The organism is Pseudooceanicola spongiae (assembly GCF_014899185.1).
Lineage (GTDB): Bacteria > Pseudomonadota > Alphaproteobacteria > Rhodobacterales > Rhodobacteraceae > Pseudooceanicola > Pseudooceanicola spongiae.
The window spans coordinates 735,730-750,835 of record NZ_CP045201.1; the positions used below are offsets into that span (position 1 = coordinate 735,730).

A 15,106-nucleotide genomic window follows, 5' to 3' on the forward strand; every position below is an offset into this window, starting at 1 on the left:
CAGCTGCAACAGGCCTTTTGCCGAAGCGTCAGGCATAGGGTAGCAGAGGCATTCCGTCCCCGTCCTGACGAATTCGTGATCACCTGTTCAGGTTTCGCACACTGTTCGGGCGCAAACCCTCGGGAAAGCCGAACATTTTCTCCGCCCCCCAGATCGCAAGGCAAGCCACGACAACGGCCACCACGAGTATCACGCGGCCTTGGGACGGAGGATGGCGCAGCCATCGCACCGCCCGCAAAAACCACATCGGGTTCATTCGGTGAACCGGACCTTGCCGATGAAAGGCAGGTTGCGATTGCACTGCGCATAATCGATTCCATAGCCCACAACGAACTCGTCCGGGATCTCGAAGCCGATCAGGTCAGCGCGGAAATCCACCTCACGCCGGGACGGTTTGTCGAGCAGAGCTATGGTCTGTAACCGTTTGGGAAGACGGGATTTCAGCAGGCTCACCACGTGGCTGAGGGTATAGCCGGTGTCGACGATATCTTCGACCACCAGAACATTTCGTCCACCGATCTCGCCGCGCAGATCCTTGAGAATCCGCACCTCACGGCTGCTTTCCATGGCATTGCCGTAGGAGGAGGCCTCAAGAAAATCGACCTCGACATCCCGGTCGCTGAGTTCGCGCACAAGATCGGCAATGAACACGAAGGAACCGCGCAGCAATCCGACCACCACCAGCCGTTCATTGCTGGGAAAGGTTTTACGGATCTCCCGGCAGAGGGCTTCTATTCTTGCAGCAATCTCCTTGGCTGAGATCATTTCGTCGATGACATAAGGACGCGAGGTCATGCTTTCCCCTTGAATATACTCGGCCAGTGTATGACATGAAGCCCCCAAGCTAGACCACATCCAATTGCCTTCGGGAGCGACATGCCAACCCATTCAGAAACGCGGAACCTGCCCTATGGCGCGCAGCAGATGTACGATCTGGTGGCGGACGTCGGCTCTTACCCGAAATTCCTGCCGTGGTGCGCAGCGGCGCGGATTCGCGACGTGACGCCGATGGGCGATCATGAGGTGATGGAGGCGGATCTGGTGATCTCCTTCAAGGTGTTCCGCGAACGCTTTGGCAGCCGCGTCACCCTCTGGCCCGAGGCGATGAAGATCGACACCGAATACCTCGACGGGCCCTTCCGCTATATGAAGAGCACATGGGCGTTTCGCGATGTAGAAGGGGGCTGCGAGGTCGACTTTTTCGTCGACTTCGAATTCAAGAATGCCGTGCTGCGCAGCATTATCGGCGTCGTTTTCAATGAAGCGATGCAGCGCATCGTGCGCGCCTTTGAACGCCGCGCGGCCGAGCTTTACAGCTAAGCGCCCGTCACAGCGTTTCTGCGGCCGTCAGCAGCAGTGTCAGGGCGTGCTCGACACTGCGGGCCCGTACCGCTTCGCGCCCGAGCGCACCGAATTCCACCGTTTGGGACTGCGTGCCCTTGGGCGTGGTGACGGCAAAGCAGACCCGGCCTTCGGGCTTATGCTCGGATCCGCCAGGGCCCGCGATACCCGTCGTGGACACAGCAATTTCAGCGTGAAAGCGCGTGGCCGCGCCGGTGGCCATCTGACGCGCGACGGGTTCGGACACTGCGCCATGGGCGTCGAGAGTGTCGGAGTGCACCCCCAGCAGGTCCATCTTGGCCGCGTTGGAATAGCTGACCACCCCGCCCAGCACCACATCTGAACTGCCAGCGACATCCGTCAGCGCTGCGGCGACGAGGCCGCCAGTACAGCTCTCGGCGGTGGCGAGGCAGACCCCTGCGGCGCGACAGGCGGCAAGCAACGCCTGTGCCAGACAGGGGTCGAGGCGGGTGGAGGCGGGGGCCGCATCGTTCACATCAGCACCAGATGTGCAAAGGCGGCGAGGGCGATGACCAACACGGCTGCGATCACACCGGCGATCACATCGTCCAGCATCACGCCCAGCGGATCATTGCGCCGGTCCGCCCAGCCGACGGGGCCGGGTTTCCAGATATCGAACAACCGAAAGCCGAGGAACGCCGCGACCCAGCCGGGCCAGAGGGCGGTGAGATCTGCGCCGACATGCGCGGCTCCGATCGAGACAGGCAGGAAGGCGATCCAGAGGCCGACGACTTCGTCAATCACGATCTCGGAGGGGTCGTGATTGGCAAGACCCGCCGTTTCGACCCGCGTCGCCCAGAGACCCCCGACAAACGCGAGCGCTGTTGCGATCACAAGCAGCACAGGCCCGCCGATCAGATGGATCGGCCAGGCCAGAATCAGGGCGGCGAGGGTGCCCCAGGTGCCCGGAGCGGGCTTGAAGTGGCCGACGCCACCAACCGTTGCGATCAGGTGAGATATCTTCATGCGCTAATCAATGTCGCGGTGGCGATGGCCGCGATCCCTTCTTCTCTGCCCGTGAAGCCCAGCTTCTCGGAGGTGGTGGCCTTGATCGAAATCCGGTCTGCCTGCATCCCGGTGATGTCGGCCATCCTCGCCTGCATCGCACTGGCGTGGGGGCCGACCTTGGGCTGTTCGCAGATCAGCGTGCAGTCGATGTTTGAGATACGGTAGCCCTTCGTTTTGGCAAGCGCCACCGCATGCGCCAGAAAGATGTGGCTTTCGGCGCCCTTCCATTGCGGATCGGATGGCGGAAAATGGCGGCCGATATCGCCCTCGGCCAGCGCCCCGTAGATGGCGTCGGTGACCGCGTGCATGCCGACATCGGCGTCCGAGTGGCCCTTCAGCGCCTTGTCATGCGGCACCTTGATGCCACAGAGCCAGCAGCCATCGCCGGGCTCGAACGCGTGCACGTCAAAGCCGTTGCCTAGTCGAATATCCATGGATCTGTCCTGTTGTCGGTTCAAGATCGCCTCGGCCCGGGCAAAATCCTCGGGCAGGGTGATTTTCAGGTTGTCTTCGTGTCCAGCGACGATGCGCACGCTCATGCCTGCCGCGCGGGCAACTTCGACGTCGTCGGCGGCACCTCCGGGATGCGCGGCATGGGCTGCGATAAGCGGGGCAAGGCGAAAGCCCTGTGGGGTCTGGGCGCGCAGCAACCCCTCGCGGGACTGCACGCCAGAGACGTGGTCATCATCGGCCCGCCAGAGCGCATCTGTGACGGCCAGCCCGGGCGCGGCGGCCTCGGAGTGATCAAGTGCGGCGCGCACGGCGGCAACGACGCTCAGCGGCACACAGGGGCGGGCAACATCGTGGATCAGAACATTGCGCACGACAGCAGGGTCCAGTTCCGCAAGGCCCGCGCGTACCGAAGCATCGCGCGATGCACCGCCTGCAACCCGGATCACCTCTTTCGGAAGGCCGCTGACTGCCATATCATCGGGGTGCAAAACCACGATGATCGGCGAAAGCCCTGCGCGCTGAATGGCGTCTATCGTCCAGTCCGCCACACGGCGTCCGCCTAGCATCTGCCATTGCTTTGCGGTCTGTCCTTTGGCCCGGGTGCCGCGCCCGGCGGCAACAATGATCGCGGCGTCTGTCATCGTGCACTGTCTCCTCGTGTTGCCTATCCCGAATAGGGCCCTGCGACACTGAGAGCAATGGCAGGTCTCCGGGCGCGCGCCCAAAAAACGGGCAGTTGTTTGGGTCTTCTTAGCTAATGCGGTGCGGTTTTGTTGTTCTTCCTCCAATTTCGGTCTAACGCATAGGCTGTTGCTCAAGGTTTAGGCATGTCCCTCTCATCACTGAACGATAAAGCTGCAAAGCCAGTCTGTCTTGCGCCTCTGGCGGGAATTACCGATCGTCCGTTCCGCGACCTCGTGTCGGGGTTCGGTGCGGATCTGGTGGTGTCCGAGATGGTGGCCAGTCAGGAAATGGTCCAGGCCAAACCCGGTGTGCGCGAGCGCGCCGAGCTGGGCCTTAGCTCGGCACGCACCTCCGTGCAGCTGGCCGGCCGCGATCCCTACTGGATCGGTGAGGCCGCGCGCATGGTCGAGGGGCAGGGCGCGAGCATCATCGATATCAACATGGGCTGCCCAGCCAAGAAGGTCGTGGGCGGTCTGTCCGGATCAGCGCTGATGCGCGATCTGGATCATGCGCTGACGCTGGTCGAGGCCGTGGTCGCCGCCGTCGCCATTCCGGTAACGCTGAAAATGCGCCTTGGCTGGGATGATGACACCCTCAACGCCCCCGAACTGGCGCGCCGCGCCGAGGCCGCGGGGGTGCAGATGGTCACCGTTCATGGGCGTACCCGGTGCCAGTTCTACAAGGGCCGCGCCGACTGGGCCGCGATCCGCGCAGTGAAAGAGGCGGTCTCGATCCCGCTGATCGCCAATGGCGACATCACCGACAGCGCCACTGCGGCCGATGCCCTGCGTCTGTCGGGGGCGGATGGCGTGATGATCGGGCGCGGTGCGCAGGGCAGGCCCTGGCTGCTGGCACAGGTCGCGGCAGAACTTCGCGGCGAGCCAGTGCCCCAAGCGCCGAGCGGCGAGGCCCTCGTCACGCTGGTCAGTGATCACTACGAAGCGATGCTCAGCTTTTACGGCCGCGATCTGGGACAGCGCGTCTCGCGCAAGCACCTTGGCTGGTACATGGACCATACCGGGTGCACTGGCGCTCTGCGTGGGCAGATCCTGCGCTCTGGCGATGCGGCCGAGGTGTTTCGCATGCTGCCAGACGCGCTGCTGCCATCTCCCGATTTCCTTTCCTCACAGACGACAAAGGCGGCTGCTGCATGACCTCGCAGGTGACACAAATAGACGCGGACAAACTGCAGGACGCCATCAGCGACGTCGAGGAGACGCCGGTCTGGGTTTCGCTGCCGGTGCCGGCGCTGCTGCTGGACCCCGACGACAACATCGTCTCGATCAACCCGGCGGCGGAGGGGTTTCTGAACACCTCTGCCAAGTCCATTCGCGGCCAGAAGGTCTGGGAGCGGGTGATGATCGACTCGCCCCTCGAGGAAGCCTTTGAGCGGGCGCGCGCCACGGCCTCGCCGCTGTTCGTGAACGACGTCGATGTCGGCACTGGGGATCGCGCGCCGCTGCATTGCAACCTGCAGATCTCGCCTTTGTCGGATCGCCCCGGTTTCATGCTGTTCCTGATTTCGCCGCGCGAGCTGGCGGGACGGATGACGCAGGACCATTCGGTGAAGTCCGCCGCCAAATCCGCCATCGGCATGGCCGAGATGCTGGCCCATGAAATCAAGAACCCTTTGGCGGGGATCATCGGCGCGGCACAACTGCTGTCGATGAACCTCAATACCGAGGACCGGGAGCTGACCGATCTGATCGTGGCCGAAAGCCGGCGCGTGGTGAAGCTGCTGGAACAGGTCGAACAGTTCGGTAACCTAACCATGCCGGACCTGAAGCCGGTCAACCTGCATGACGTGCTGGACCGCGCGCGCCGATCGGCTCTGCTGGGCTTTGGTGGCAGCATGAAGATCGTCGAGGATTACGACCCCTCGCTGCCGCTCGCCTACGGCGACCCGGATCAGCTGCTGCAAGTCGTGCTGAACCTGCTGAAGAACGCTGCTCAGGCGGCCGGCTCGGAAGGCGGCAGGATCAGGTTGCACACCTACTTTGAGCACAGTTTCCGGCTGCGCCGCGCCGACGGCAAGGGCAAGTCTCTGCCGCTGCAGATCGAGATTGAGGATGATGGCCCCGGGCTGCCCGAAGACATCGCCGGCGACATCTTCGATCCCTTCGTCTCGGGGCGTGAAAACGGCACCGGGCTGGGGCTGGCACTGGTCAGCAAGATTATCTCGGATCACGAGGGATGGATTTCCGTCACCTCGGTTCCGGGCAAGACGGTTTTTCGAATTTCGCTGCCGCGGGCACCGAAAGAGCTTATCGATAAGGAGATGAACTGATGGACGGCACTGTTCTCGTAGCTGATGACGACCGCACGATCCGTACGGTGCTGACGCAGGCGCTGACCCGCGCGGGCTGCAAGGTTCACGCCACCTCCTCTCTGACCACGCTGATGCGGTGGGTGGGCGAGGGCAAGGGTGACGTGGTCATCTCTGATGTCATGATGCCCGATGGCAATGGCCTGGAAATGCTGCCGAAGATCGCTCAGGACCGCCCGGGCCTGCCGGTCATCGTGATCTCGGCGCAAAACACCATCATGACTGCCATTCAGGCGGCCGAGGCCGAGGCCTATGACTATCTGCCCAAGCCCTTCGATCTGCCGGACCTGATGAAGCGAACTGCACGCGCTCTGGAACAACGCCAGCGCTCGCCCTCTTCCCAGCCCAAGACCGAGGAGAAAGAACGCCCCGACGAGCTGCCTCTGGTCGGACGGACCGCAGGCATGCAAGCCCTCTATCGCCTTGTCGCCCGGGTGATGAACACCGATCTGCCCGTGCTGATCGCAGGCGAAAGCGGCACCGGCAAAAGCCTGATCGCCAAGGCCATCCACGATTTCAGTGACCGGCGCAATCTGCCCTTCATTGCCGTTTCTGCGGGCGATTTGCAGGATCTGGAGGGACCGGCGCGGGTGCTGGCACGCTCCAAGGGCGGCACGATCCTGTTTGACGAGATCGCGGATATCGACGGTGAAGTGCAGGCCCGCATCGTGCGCATGATGGACGGCCCGCAGGACATGCTGCCGCGCTTCATGGCCACCTCGCAAACCGATCTGAACCGCGCGATGGAGGACGGCGATCTGCGTCAGGATCTGTTCTACCGCCTCACCGGTGCCACGATCAACGTGCCGGCGCTGCGCGAACGCGTCGACGATATCCCGCTGCTGGTCGAGCATTTCCTGCACCGTGCCGAGCGTGAGGGCGCGATGCGTCGCTACCTGGCCGAAGATGCGCTGGAAATGATGCGCACCTACTCCTGGCCCGGCAACGTGCGCCAGCTGGAGAACGCCATCCGCCGTCTGGTGCTGACCGCGCGCACGGATGAGATCAGCCGCGTCGAAGTCGAAAGCGTTCTTGGCAACCAGCCCGAGACCGAACCGCTGATGGGCGGGGCGAGCGATACCGAAAAGCTCTCCGGCTCCGTCGCGCGCCACCTGCGCCGCTACTTCGATCTGCATGGCAACATGCTGCCGCCACCGGGCCTCTACACCCGCATTCTGAAAGAGGTCGAGATGCCTCTGATCGAAATCGCGCTGGAAGCGACAGGCGGAAATCAGGCCAAATGTGCCGACCTGCTCGGGATCAACCGCAATACTTTGCGCAAGAAGATCACCGATCTGGATATTCGCGTGACACGCCGACGCAAGTTGATGTAAAATCGCCACATAACCGTGGCCGATGGGAAACATCCCATGACGAGTCACAAAATATGGCGGCTGGCGTCTTAGGACGCCACATCAAGGCGGGGGGAGCCTGTGGCGACCCGGGCACGTAAATTGAACTGGAACCGCCTTGCGCGGTTGCAGCGTATAAGGCGCGTACAGAACGTGGCGACCTTGGGTCTGGTGACTCTTGGTCCGCTGCTGGTTCTGGCGACATTTCTGGTATTGGGTCCGCTCGACAAGGGCAGTTCGGCCATTGCTCTGCGACTCGTTGTGTTGGCCGATCTGGTCTACATCATCGTCGTCGCAGCGCTGGTCATGCAGCGCGTGGCCAAGATGGTGGCGGCGCGGCGGGCTCAGTCGGCGGGTTCTCGCCTGCACTTGCGCCTGACCGGGGTGTTCACGCTTATGGCGCTGATCCCCACGGTTTCGGTGGCTATTTTCGCAGCGCTGACGATCAACATCGGGCTTGAGGGCTGGTTCTCGGATCGGGTGCGACAGGTGGTGGGCAGCTCGCTCGCGGCCGCGCAGGCCTATGAGAACGAACACCGCAACGACATGACACAGGATGCCACAGCGCTGGCCAATCTGCTGGACGCGAGCCGCGACGCGGCCTTCTTCGTGGGCGATGCGGAGCTGCGTCAGGTGCTGACCTCCGGCCAGTCCCAGATCCAGCGCGGGCTGCGCGAGGCCTATATCATCGATGGTGCTGGCGAGATCCGGGCCCGTGGTGATCGCTCCTATCTCTTTGATTATGAAAAGCCTTCGCTGCCCAGGATGACTGAATCCCGCGAAAATGGCATCGCGATCATCGAGGATTGGGACAACAACGAATTCCGTGCGCTCGTCGCGCTGAAACGCTTTCCTGACCGCTATCTCTATGTCAGCCGTCAGGTCGACGGAAAGATCCTGAACCTGCTCGACGATACGCAGGAAACCGTCCGCCTCTACCAGCAGCTTGAGAGCGAACGGGGCAGGGTGCTCTTTGAGTTCGGTCTGCTCTATGTCGGCTTTGCCGTGATCCTGATTCTGGCTGCGATCTGGCTTGGGCTTTGGTTCGCGGAACGGCTGTCGCGCCCGGTGGGCCGGCTGACCAGTGCCGCGCAGCAGGTGGGCGCCGGTGATCTGGACGTGCGGGTCTACGAGGAGGCCGGCAATGACGAATTCGCAATGCTCAGCCGCTATTTCAACCAGATGACCCGGGAACTGAAGACGCAGCGGCAGGCGCTGCTGGACAACACCGCCCATATCGAGCTGCGCCGCCGTATGTTCGACAGCGTTCTCAGCTCCGTGACGTCGGGTGTGGTGGGGTTGGACGCGGAGGGGCATGTCACCTTCGTCAACCGCTCGGCAGAGCGGCTGCTAGATTGGCATGGCGAAAAACAGGCGCTGTCGCTGAGCATGGCGGTGCCCGAGTTCGGCCCAATGTTCGAGGCTCTGCGCAGCAGCGGTGGTCAGGTCATTCAGGAAGAGGTCAAGGTGACGCGGGGCGGCCTGCTGGAAAACCTTCTGGTGCGTATGGCGACCCGGCGCAACGAAGACGGGGTCAGCGAGGGCTACGTGGTGGCCTTTGACGATGTGACCGATCTTGTGACGGCACAACGGATGGCCGCATGGGGGGATGTGGCGCGCCGTATTGCCCATGAAATCAAGAACCCCCTGACGCCGATCAAACTTTCCGCCGAACGGATCAAGCGCAAATTCTCCCGCCATCTTGAGGCGGAGCTGAGCGGTGATCTGGAAAGTCTGACCGATGTGATTGTGCGCCAGACGGACGATCTGCGACGCATCGTCGATGAATTTTCGAAATTTGCACGGATGCCAACGCCCGAACGGCGCGATCAGGATCTTGCCGCTCTGCTGCGTGATGCGGTTCTGCTGCAGCAATCCGGGCAACCGGATGTCGGATTCACTCTCTCGGTGCCCGAAGGGGTCATTCCTGCAGAGGTCGACGCAACGATGATCAGTCAGGCGCTAACCAACCTGATCAAGAACGCGGGCGAGGCCACCGAAGTTCTGGCCGAACGCGGCGCACCTGAAGGCTGGTCGCCTCAGATCCATGTCTCTCTTGAGGTGGTGGAGACCGAGCGCCTGCCAGAGGCGGTGATCCGCATCGCCGACAATGGCATCGGGCTGCCCGAAGATCGCGTCCGGCTGTTTGAACCCTACGTGACGACACGCGACAAAGGCACCGGCCTCGGCCTGCCCATCGTCAAGAAGATCATCGAGGAGCATGGCGGATCGCTGCTGCTGGATGATGCCCCTGCATTCGAAGGCGCGCCGTCCTCTCCGGGCGGCTCCCCCCACCGCGGCGCGATGGCCGTGATACGGCTGTCGCTGAAGCCGGTCGCCGCACATAATAAGCTATGAGGTAAAGATGAGTGATATTTTGATTGTGGATGATGAGCGCGATATCCGCGCCCTGATTTCAGACATCCTGAAGGATGAAGGGTACACCACGCGTCTGGCCGGCAACTCAGATGAGTGTATGGAGCAGATCAGCGCAGAGCCTCCGGCCATGATGATCCTGGATATCTGGCTCAAGGACAGCCAGATGGACGGCATCGACATCCTGAAATCGGTCAAGCGGGACAACCCGGAAATCCCGATCATCATCATCTCCGGGCACGGCAATATCGAAATTGCGGTCGCGGCGATCAAGCAGGGCGCCTATGACTTCATCGAAAAGCCCTTTAATATCGACCAGTTGCTGGTGGTCATCGGCCGCGCCATGGAAACCAGCCGTCTGCGGCGTGAAAATACACAGCTGAAAAAGCGCGAGGTCAACGCGGCCGAGATGATCGGGGCGTCGCCGGGCTTCCGTGCCATGGTCTCGCAGCTGGACAAGGTGACGAAATCCAATGGTCGGGTGATGTTCAACGGGCCATCGGGCAGCGGCAAGGAGATCGCCGCGCGCTATGTCCACGCCAATTCTCTGCGTGCCGAGGCGCCCTTCGTGGTGGTTTCCTGCGCGCAGATCGAAGCGGACCGGATGGAGGAAGTGCTGTTCGGGCGCGAAAGCCCTGAGCGCGGGATCGAGCCGGGGCTGCTGGAGCAGGCCGACGGCGGTGTTATCTATTTCGACGAAGTCGCGGATATGCCGATCGGCACTCAGTCCAAGATCCTGCGGGTGCTGGTCGATCAGCAGTTCCTGCGGGTTGGCGGCGCGGAAAAGGTGCGGGTGGATCTGCGGGTCCTGTCCTCCACCAGCCGAGATCTGGAGCAGGAAATCCTCGGCGGCCGCTTCCGCGAGGAGCTGTTTCACCGTCTCAACGTGGTGCCGGTTTTCGTCCCCTCGCTGTCTGAGCGGCGCGACGATATTCCGGTGCTGGCGGACCACTTCATCGACGTGCTGAATGCGACACAGGGTCTGCCGCGTCGCCGCCTGTCCGAGGAGGCCGCCGCGCTGATGCAGACGATGGTCTGGCCCGGCAACGTGCGCCAGCTGCGCAACATGATCGAACGCATCCTGATCCTCGGCGATGGCACCGGCGAGATTGACGTGCGCGAAGTGCCGAGCGAAGACGACCGAAATACTGATGGTGAGGGGCGTGTGGTGCTGTCGGGCTCGCTGGCGATGCTGCCGCTGCGCGAGGCCCGCGAGGCATTTGAGCGCGAATATCTGCTGACGCAGATCAACCGCTTTGGCGGAAATATCTCGAAGACGGCGCAGTTCGTCGGGATGGAGCGCAGCGCCCTGCACCGCAAGCTGAAATCCCTCAACGTGGTGACGATGACCCGTGCCGGGGGCCGTATCGCGCGGATCGAGGACGAGATGGACGAAAGCACCACCGCTGCCGAGTGATCTCGGCGGCGGCCGCGCCGGAGCATCTAACGTACCAGGATCATTGCCCCATTGCTGATCTCGATCTTGGCGTAGCGGTTCAGGTAGGACATGCCGAGCAGGGGGGTGAAGAGCTCTCCGTCATTCACCATGGCGCGCACATTGCGATCGCTCACAGGGCCGAGGCTGACGGTATCGAGGGTGACAGGCGCCGTGCGCACCATGCCATTGGCGGTCCCTGCACTGCCGGAATAGACCAGAGCATCGGGGTCGATGCCGATGTGCTTTGCCGCTTCGCGCGTCAGGACGATATCCGTCGCGCCCGTGTCGATGAGGAAGGATTGCGCTGTGCCGTCGACCTCAAGCGTCACGTAGTAGTGGCCGTCGGCGGATTGCGGGATGCTGATACGGGTGCCGTCTTCGCTGAGGCTCTGCGCCGGGGTGAGGGTGCTGCGCACGCTGTCCCACATCCCGATGCCTGCAATGACGCCGACAAAGATCAGCGCCCAGAGCAGGGCGTGTCGCGCCATCTGACCCACGCGGTTCCTGTTGGAAACAAAGAAGTATCCTGCCACGACCAGTAGCAGAAGCAGCAGATAGGTCAGTTGTCCGAAATCAATCCCACTCATGCTTGCCGATATAGGCGCGCGCAACCCGGATGTCATCGGCCTTGCTGAAAACCATTGTGTGAAAGACGCTTGGGGTCAGGTCGCGAAGCCGAAAGCCTTCAATCCATCAAGGACGAATTGCACCGACAACGCCGCGAGCAACATGCCCAGCAGCCGGGTCACGACGTTGATGCCGGTGCGCCCGAGGATGCTCTCCAACGGGCCGGCCATCAGGAACAGTGCGAAAACCACCGCGAGAACCAGCCCCGAAACGGCCAGAACCAAGGCCAGACCGCTCAGCCCCGGGTTTTGACCCGCCAGCAGGATCACGGTGGCGATGGCTCCGGGCCCTGCAATCAGCGGAATGGCGAGGGGAAAGACGGACGGGTCGGGGGCTTCGGCCTGATCGCTCTGATCCTCACGCCGTTTGGCGCGGCGTTCAAACAGCATGTCGAGGGCCGTCAGAAACAGCAAGAGCCCGCCCGCTATCCGAAAAGCCGGCATCGAAATGCCAACGAATCCAAGCACCTGCTCGCCGAACAGCGTGAAGGCGGCGAGGATGCCGAAGGCGATGACACAGCAGCGCACGGCGATGACGCGGCGCTCTTGGCGGCTTTGCCCCTGTGTCAGGGCGATGAACAGCGGCATCATTCCGATCGGATCGATGATCACGAACAGGGTGACAAATGCGGTGATGAGGAAGGCTGTGTCCATGCGTCCTCTATGCCTTGGGGGCGGGCCTGTTGCCAAGCCCGCCGCGCTCATTCAGCAGCGGCCTTTAGTTGGCCTGTGCCTTGTCCAGCTTTTCCTGTGCCGCGATCCACATGGCCTCGGCCCGCTCTGTGGCTTCGCGCACCTCGGCGTACTTGCGGTTCCAGACAGCCAGTTCGCCGACTTTTTCCTGCTCGTACAGCGCCGGATCGGCGAGGCGGGAGGACAGCTTGTCGCCCATGTCGTTCAGCTTGGCCAGCCGCTCTTCGCATTTGCGCACGTCCGAGCGCAGGGCCATCAGAACCTCGCGCGTGGCGCGCTTGGGCTTTTCGGCAACCTTGGTCTTGTCCTTGCCACCATTGGGTTTTTCCGGCGTCAGCAGCATCTGGCGATAGGATTCCAGATCCCCCTCATAGGGGGTGACATGGCCGTCCTTGACCAGCCAGAGACGGTCCGCAACAAGGCTCAGCAGGTGCATGTCGTGGCTGACGAGGATCACTGCGCCGCTATAGGCGGTCAGCGCCTCGACCAGCGCCTCGCGGCTCTCGATGTCGAGGTGGTTGGTCGGTTCATCGAGGATCAGCATATGCGGCGCATCCAGCGTCGCCAGCAGCAGTGACAGCCGTGCCTTCTGCCCACCTGACAGGCGGCCCACTTCGGTCTCGGCCTGATCAGCGCCAAGGCCGAACCCTGCCAGACGTGCGCGCAGTTTCGCCTGCTGCTCGCCCGGACGGGCCGTCAGCAAGTGCTGCAGCGGTGTTTCGTTGACGACCAGCTCATCCACCTGGTGCTGCGCAAAGAAACCGATGCGCAACTTGTTGGAGCGGATCATCTTGCCGTCGATCAGCGCGAGACGGTCCGAGAGCATCTTCGACAGCGTCGATTTGCCCTCGCCGTTGCGCCCCAGCAGGGCGATGCGGTCGTCCTGATCGATGCGCAGGTTCATGCCGCGCAGAATGACGGTCTCGCCATAGCCGGTAGACGCCGCCTCGACCGAGATGATCGGCGGCGACAGTTCTTCGGGCTCGGGGAAGGTGAAAACCGTGCGTGCCTCATCCTCGGGCGCGGTAATTTTCTCCATCTTTTCCAGCATCTTGACGCGCGACTGGGCCTGCTTGGCTTTGCTCGCCTTGGCTTTGAAGCGGTCGACAAAGGCTTGCAGATGCTCGCGTTTCGCGTCCTGCTTCTTGGCAGCGGCGGCCAGCAGAGCGCGCTTTTCCGCCCGCTGACGCACGAACTGGTCGTAGGGCCCGGCGTAGAGCGTCAGCTTCTTCGCATCCAGATGCATGATGTGGTTCACGGCGCGGTTCAGCAGGCCGCGATCGTGCGAAATGATCAGCACGGTGTGCGGATAGCGCACCAGATAGCTCTCCAGCCAGAGCGCGCCTTCCAGATCGAGGTAGTTGGTCGGCTCGTCGAGCAGCAGGATGTCGGGCTCGGCAAACAGCACGGCCGCAAGCGCCACTCGCATCCGCCAACCGCCCGAAAAGGCGGAGCAGGGCTGCTGCTGTTCCTCATAGGTGAACCCGAGCCCCTTGAGGATCGAGCTCGCCCGCGCCTCCGCAGACCAGGCATCGATATCGGCCAGACGGGTCTGGATCTCGGCTATCCTGTTGGGATCACGGGCTGTCTCAGCCTCCTCCAGTAGTGATGCGCGCTCGGTATCGGCGGCCAGAACGGTGTTCAGCAGGCTGACCTCGTTGCCGGGCACTTCTTGCGCAACGCCGCCAATGCGCGCGCCTGCGGGCAGCGTGACCTCGCCGTTATCAAGCGGCATTTCGCCCCTGATCAGCTTGAACAGGGTCGATTTGCCGGCGCCATTGCGACCGACGATACCGACCTTGTGGCCTTCGGGAATGGTGGCAGAAGCCTCAACGATGAGAGGGCGGCCAGCGACGGAGTAGGTGATGTTCTGGATGCGTAACATGCACGCTCTCTGCCCGAAGCTGAGGGGGGCGTCAATCGGGCGTTCGCGTGACGGCCACCGGCCCGCACGCCGCGCCGCTCGAATCCCTGCGCCAAGCTTGGTTAACAAGGTCAGATGCCCGAAATTGTGACGTCGGTATCGCGTCGGTATCGGGGCGGTATGTAAACGGTGCCAGATCCTACCCGACGCGACATCTTAACGGCCCCGCACCTGATCTCAACGCCGCCGCCCCTGGCGCGCGACCCTCCCCGTCATCTTGCCGGAAATACTTCGGGGGAGCCGCAGGCGGGGGCAGCGCCCCCTGCACCAAAAGCCACCCCGCACCAGCGCCTCCCCCACATCCCGGCTTTTCAAGCGGTGCGCCCCATGCTAGGCGGGCGCGGATAATTCTGCTGCCCCGGACCCTCGGTGCGGCCCACGATAGAGAGAGATTTGACCATGGCCCTCGAACGCACCCTTTCGATCATCAAGCCCGACGCCACCCGCCGCAACCTGACCGGCAAGATCGCCGCCAAGTTCGAAGATGCCGGCCTGCGCATCGTCGCGTCCAAGCGCATCCAGATGACCCCGGCACAGGCTGGCGTCTTCTACGAAGTCCACAAAGAGCGCCCCTTCTACGGTGAGCTCTGCGAATTCATGGCCTCCGGCCCGGTTGTCGTTCAGGTTCTGGAAGGCGAAGGCGCCATCGCGAAAAACCGCGAAGTCATGGGCGCGACCAACCCCAAGGACGCAGCGCCCGGCACCGTGCGCGCCGATTTCGCCGAGTCGGTTGGTGAAAACTCCGTACACGGGTCGGATGCTGCCGATACCGCAGCGGCTGAAATCGCCTACTTCTTCTCGGGTCTCGAACTGGTCGGCTGAGCCGCTCACGCCGATCTCTGAGACACGACAAAGGCCACCCGC

General features: G+C 62.8%; 14 protein-coding genes. 7 read left to right on the forward strand and 7 right to left on the reverse strand.

Going from position 1 to position 15,106, the window contains the following annotated elements:
* Window positions 1-252: 252 nt before the first annotated feature.
* Window positions 253-795 (reverse strand): hypoxanthine phosphoribosyltransferase, encoded by a 543-nt coding sequence (gene hpt, locus F3W81_RS03450; protein ID WP_193082274.1) that lies wholly within the window; start codon window positions 793-795, stop codon window positions 253-255.
* A gap of 81 nt (window positions 796-876) precedes the next feature.
* On the opposite strand from hpt, the gene F3W81_RS03455 reads away from it, so the two are divergent.
* Entirely contained in the window at window positions 877-1,320 is a 444-nt protein-coding gene (locus F3W81_RS03455; RefSeq protein WP_193082275.1) for a type II toxin-antitoxin system RatA family toxin, read from the forward strand.
* Window positions 1,321-1,327: 7 nt separating this feature from the next.
* Here the strand turns inward: F3W81_RS03455 and F3W81_RS03460 are convergent, their stop codons facing one another.
* Genes F3W81_RS03460 through F3W81_RS03470 form a run of 3 tightly spaced genes read right to left on the reverse strand, consistent with a single transcriptional unit; the run spans window position 1,328 to window position 3,464 of the window.
* The gene (locus F3W81_RS03460; protein WP_226941834.1) at window positions 1,328-1,837 is read right to left on the reverse strand and encodes a CinA family protein; all 510 of its coding nucleotides are present in this window, start codon (window positions 1,835-1,837) and stop codon (window positions 1,328-1,330) included.
* Entirely contained in the window at window positions 1,834-2,328 is a 495-nt protein-coding gene (locus tag F3W81_RS03465; RefSeq protein ID WP_193082276.1) for a phosphatidylglycerophosphatase A family protein, read from the reverse strand. The genes F3W81_RS03460 and F3W81_RS03465 overlap by 4 nt, the downstream gene beginning before the upstream one ends.
* Window positions 2,325-3,464: a bifunctional 2-C-methyl-D-erythritol 4-phosphate cytidylyltransferase/2-C-methyl-D-erythritol 2,4-cyclodiphosphate synthase gene (locus F3W81_RS03470; protein ID WP_193082277.1), complete on the reverse strand. Its 1,140-nt coding sequence runs from the start codon at window positions 3,462-3,464 to the stop codon at window positions 2,325-2,327. The genes F3W81_RS03465 and F3W81_RS03470 overlap by 4 nt, the downstream gene beginning before the upstream one ends.
* Before the next feature lie 186 nt (window positions 3,465-3,650).
* Here F3W81_RS03470 and dusB point away from each other — a divergent pair, with 186 nt between their 5' ends.
* From dusB to ntrX, 5 genes are all read left to right on the forward strand, one after another.
* Window positions 3,651-4,661, forward strand: a complete 1,011-nt coding sequence (dusB, locus tag F3W81_RS03475) for a tRNA dihydrouridine synthase DusB (protein ID WP_193082278.1) — start codon at window positions 3,651-3,653, stop codon at window positions 4,659-4,661.
* A gap of 17 nt (window positions 4,662-4,678) precedes the next feature.
* Window positions 4,679-5,794 carry a two-component system sensor histidine kinase NtrB gene (locus tag F3W81_RS03480; protein WP_407692472.1) on the forward strand — a complete coding sequence of 372 codons (1,116 nt, stop codon included), beginning with the start codon at window positions 4,679-4,681 and terminating at the stop codon, window positions 5,792-5,794.
* Window positions 5,794-7,167, forward strand: a complete 1,374-nt coding sequence (locus F3W81_RS03485) for a response regulator (RefSeq protein ID WP_193082279.1) — start codon at window positions 5,794-5,796, stop codon at window positions 7,165-7,167. The genes F3W81_RS03480 and F3W81_RS03485 overlap by 1 nt, the downstream gene beginning before the upstream one ends.
* 99 nt (window positions 7,168-7,266) lie before the next feature.
* Window positions 7,267-9,543, forward strand: a complete 2,277-nt coding sequence (locus F3W81_RS03490; protein ID WP_193082280.1) for a sensor histidine kinase NtrY-like — start codon at window positions 7,267-7,269, stop codon at window positions 9,541-9,543.
* 7 nt (window positions 9,544-9,550) lie between these two features.
* Window positions 9,551-10,978, forward strand: a complete 1,428-nt coding sequence (ntrX, locus tag F3W81_RS03495) for a nitrogen assimilation response regulator NtrX (RefSeq protein ID WP_193082281.1) — start codon at window positions 9,551-9,553, stop codon at window positions 10,976-10,978.
* A gap of 26 nt (window positions 10,979-11,004) precedes the next feature.
* On the opposite strand, the gene F3W81_RS03500 is transcribed toward ntrX, so the two are convergent.
* The 3 genes from F3W81_RS03500 to F3W81_RS03510 all read right to left on the reverse strand — a co-directional run bounded on the left by F3W81_RS03500 (window position 11,005) and on the right by F3W81_RS03510 (window position 14,203).
* The gene (locus tag F3W81_RS03500; protein WP_193082282.1) at window positions 11,005-11,586 is read right to left on the reverse strand and encodes a retropepsin-like aspartic protease family protein; all 582 of its coding nucleotides are present in this window, start codon (window positions 11,584-11,586) and stop codon (window positions 11,005-11,007) included.
* A 75-nt stretch (window positions 11,587-11,661) separates the two neighbouring features.
* Window positions 11,662-12,279 carry a MarC family protein gene (locus F3W81_RS03505; RefSeq protein WP_193082283.1) on the reverse strand — a complete coding sequence of 206 codons (618 nt, stop codon included), beginning with the start codon at window positions 12,277-12,279 and terminating at the stop codon, window positions 11,662-11,664.
* 64 nt (window positions 12,280-12,343) lie between these two features.
* Window positions 12,344-14,203 carry an ABC-F family ATP-binding cassette domain-containing protein gene (locus tag F3W81_RS03510; RefSeq protein ID WP_193082284.1) on the reverse strand — a complete coding sequence of 620 codons (1,860 nt, stop codon included), beginning with the start codon at window positions 14,201-14,203 and terminating at the stop codon, window positions 12,344-12,346.
* A 438-nt stretch (window positions 14,204-14,641) separates the two neighbouring features.
* Between F3W81_RS03510 and ndk the strand changes: the two genes are divergently transcribed.
* Window positions 14,642-15,064 (forward strand): nucleoside-diphosphate kinase, encoded by a 423-nt coding sequence (gene ndk / locus F3W81_RS03515; RefSeq protein WP_193082285.1) that lies wholly within the window; start codon window positions 14,642-14,644, stop codon window positions 15,062-15,064.
* Window positions 15,065-15,106: the final 42 nt, after the last annotated feature.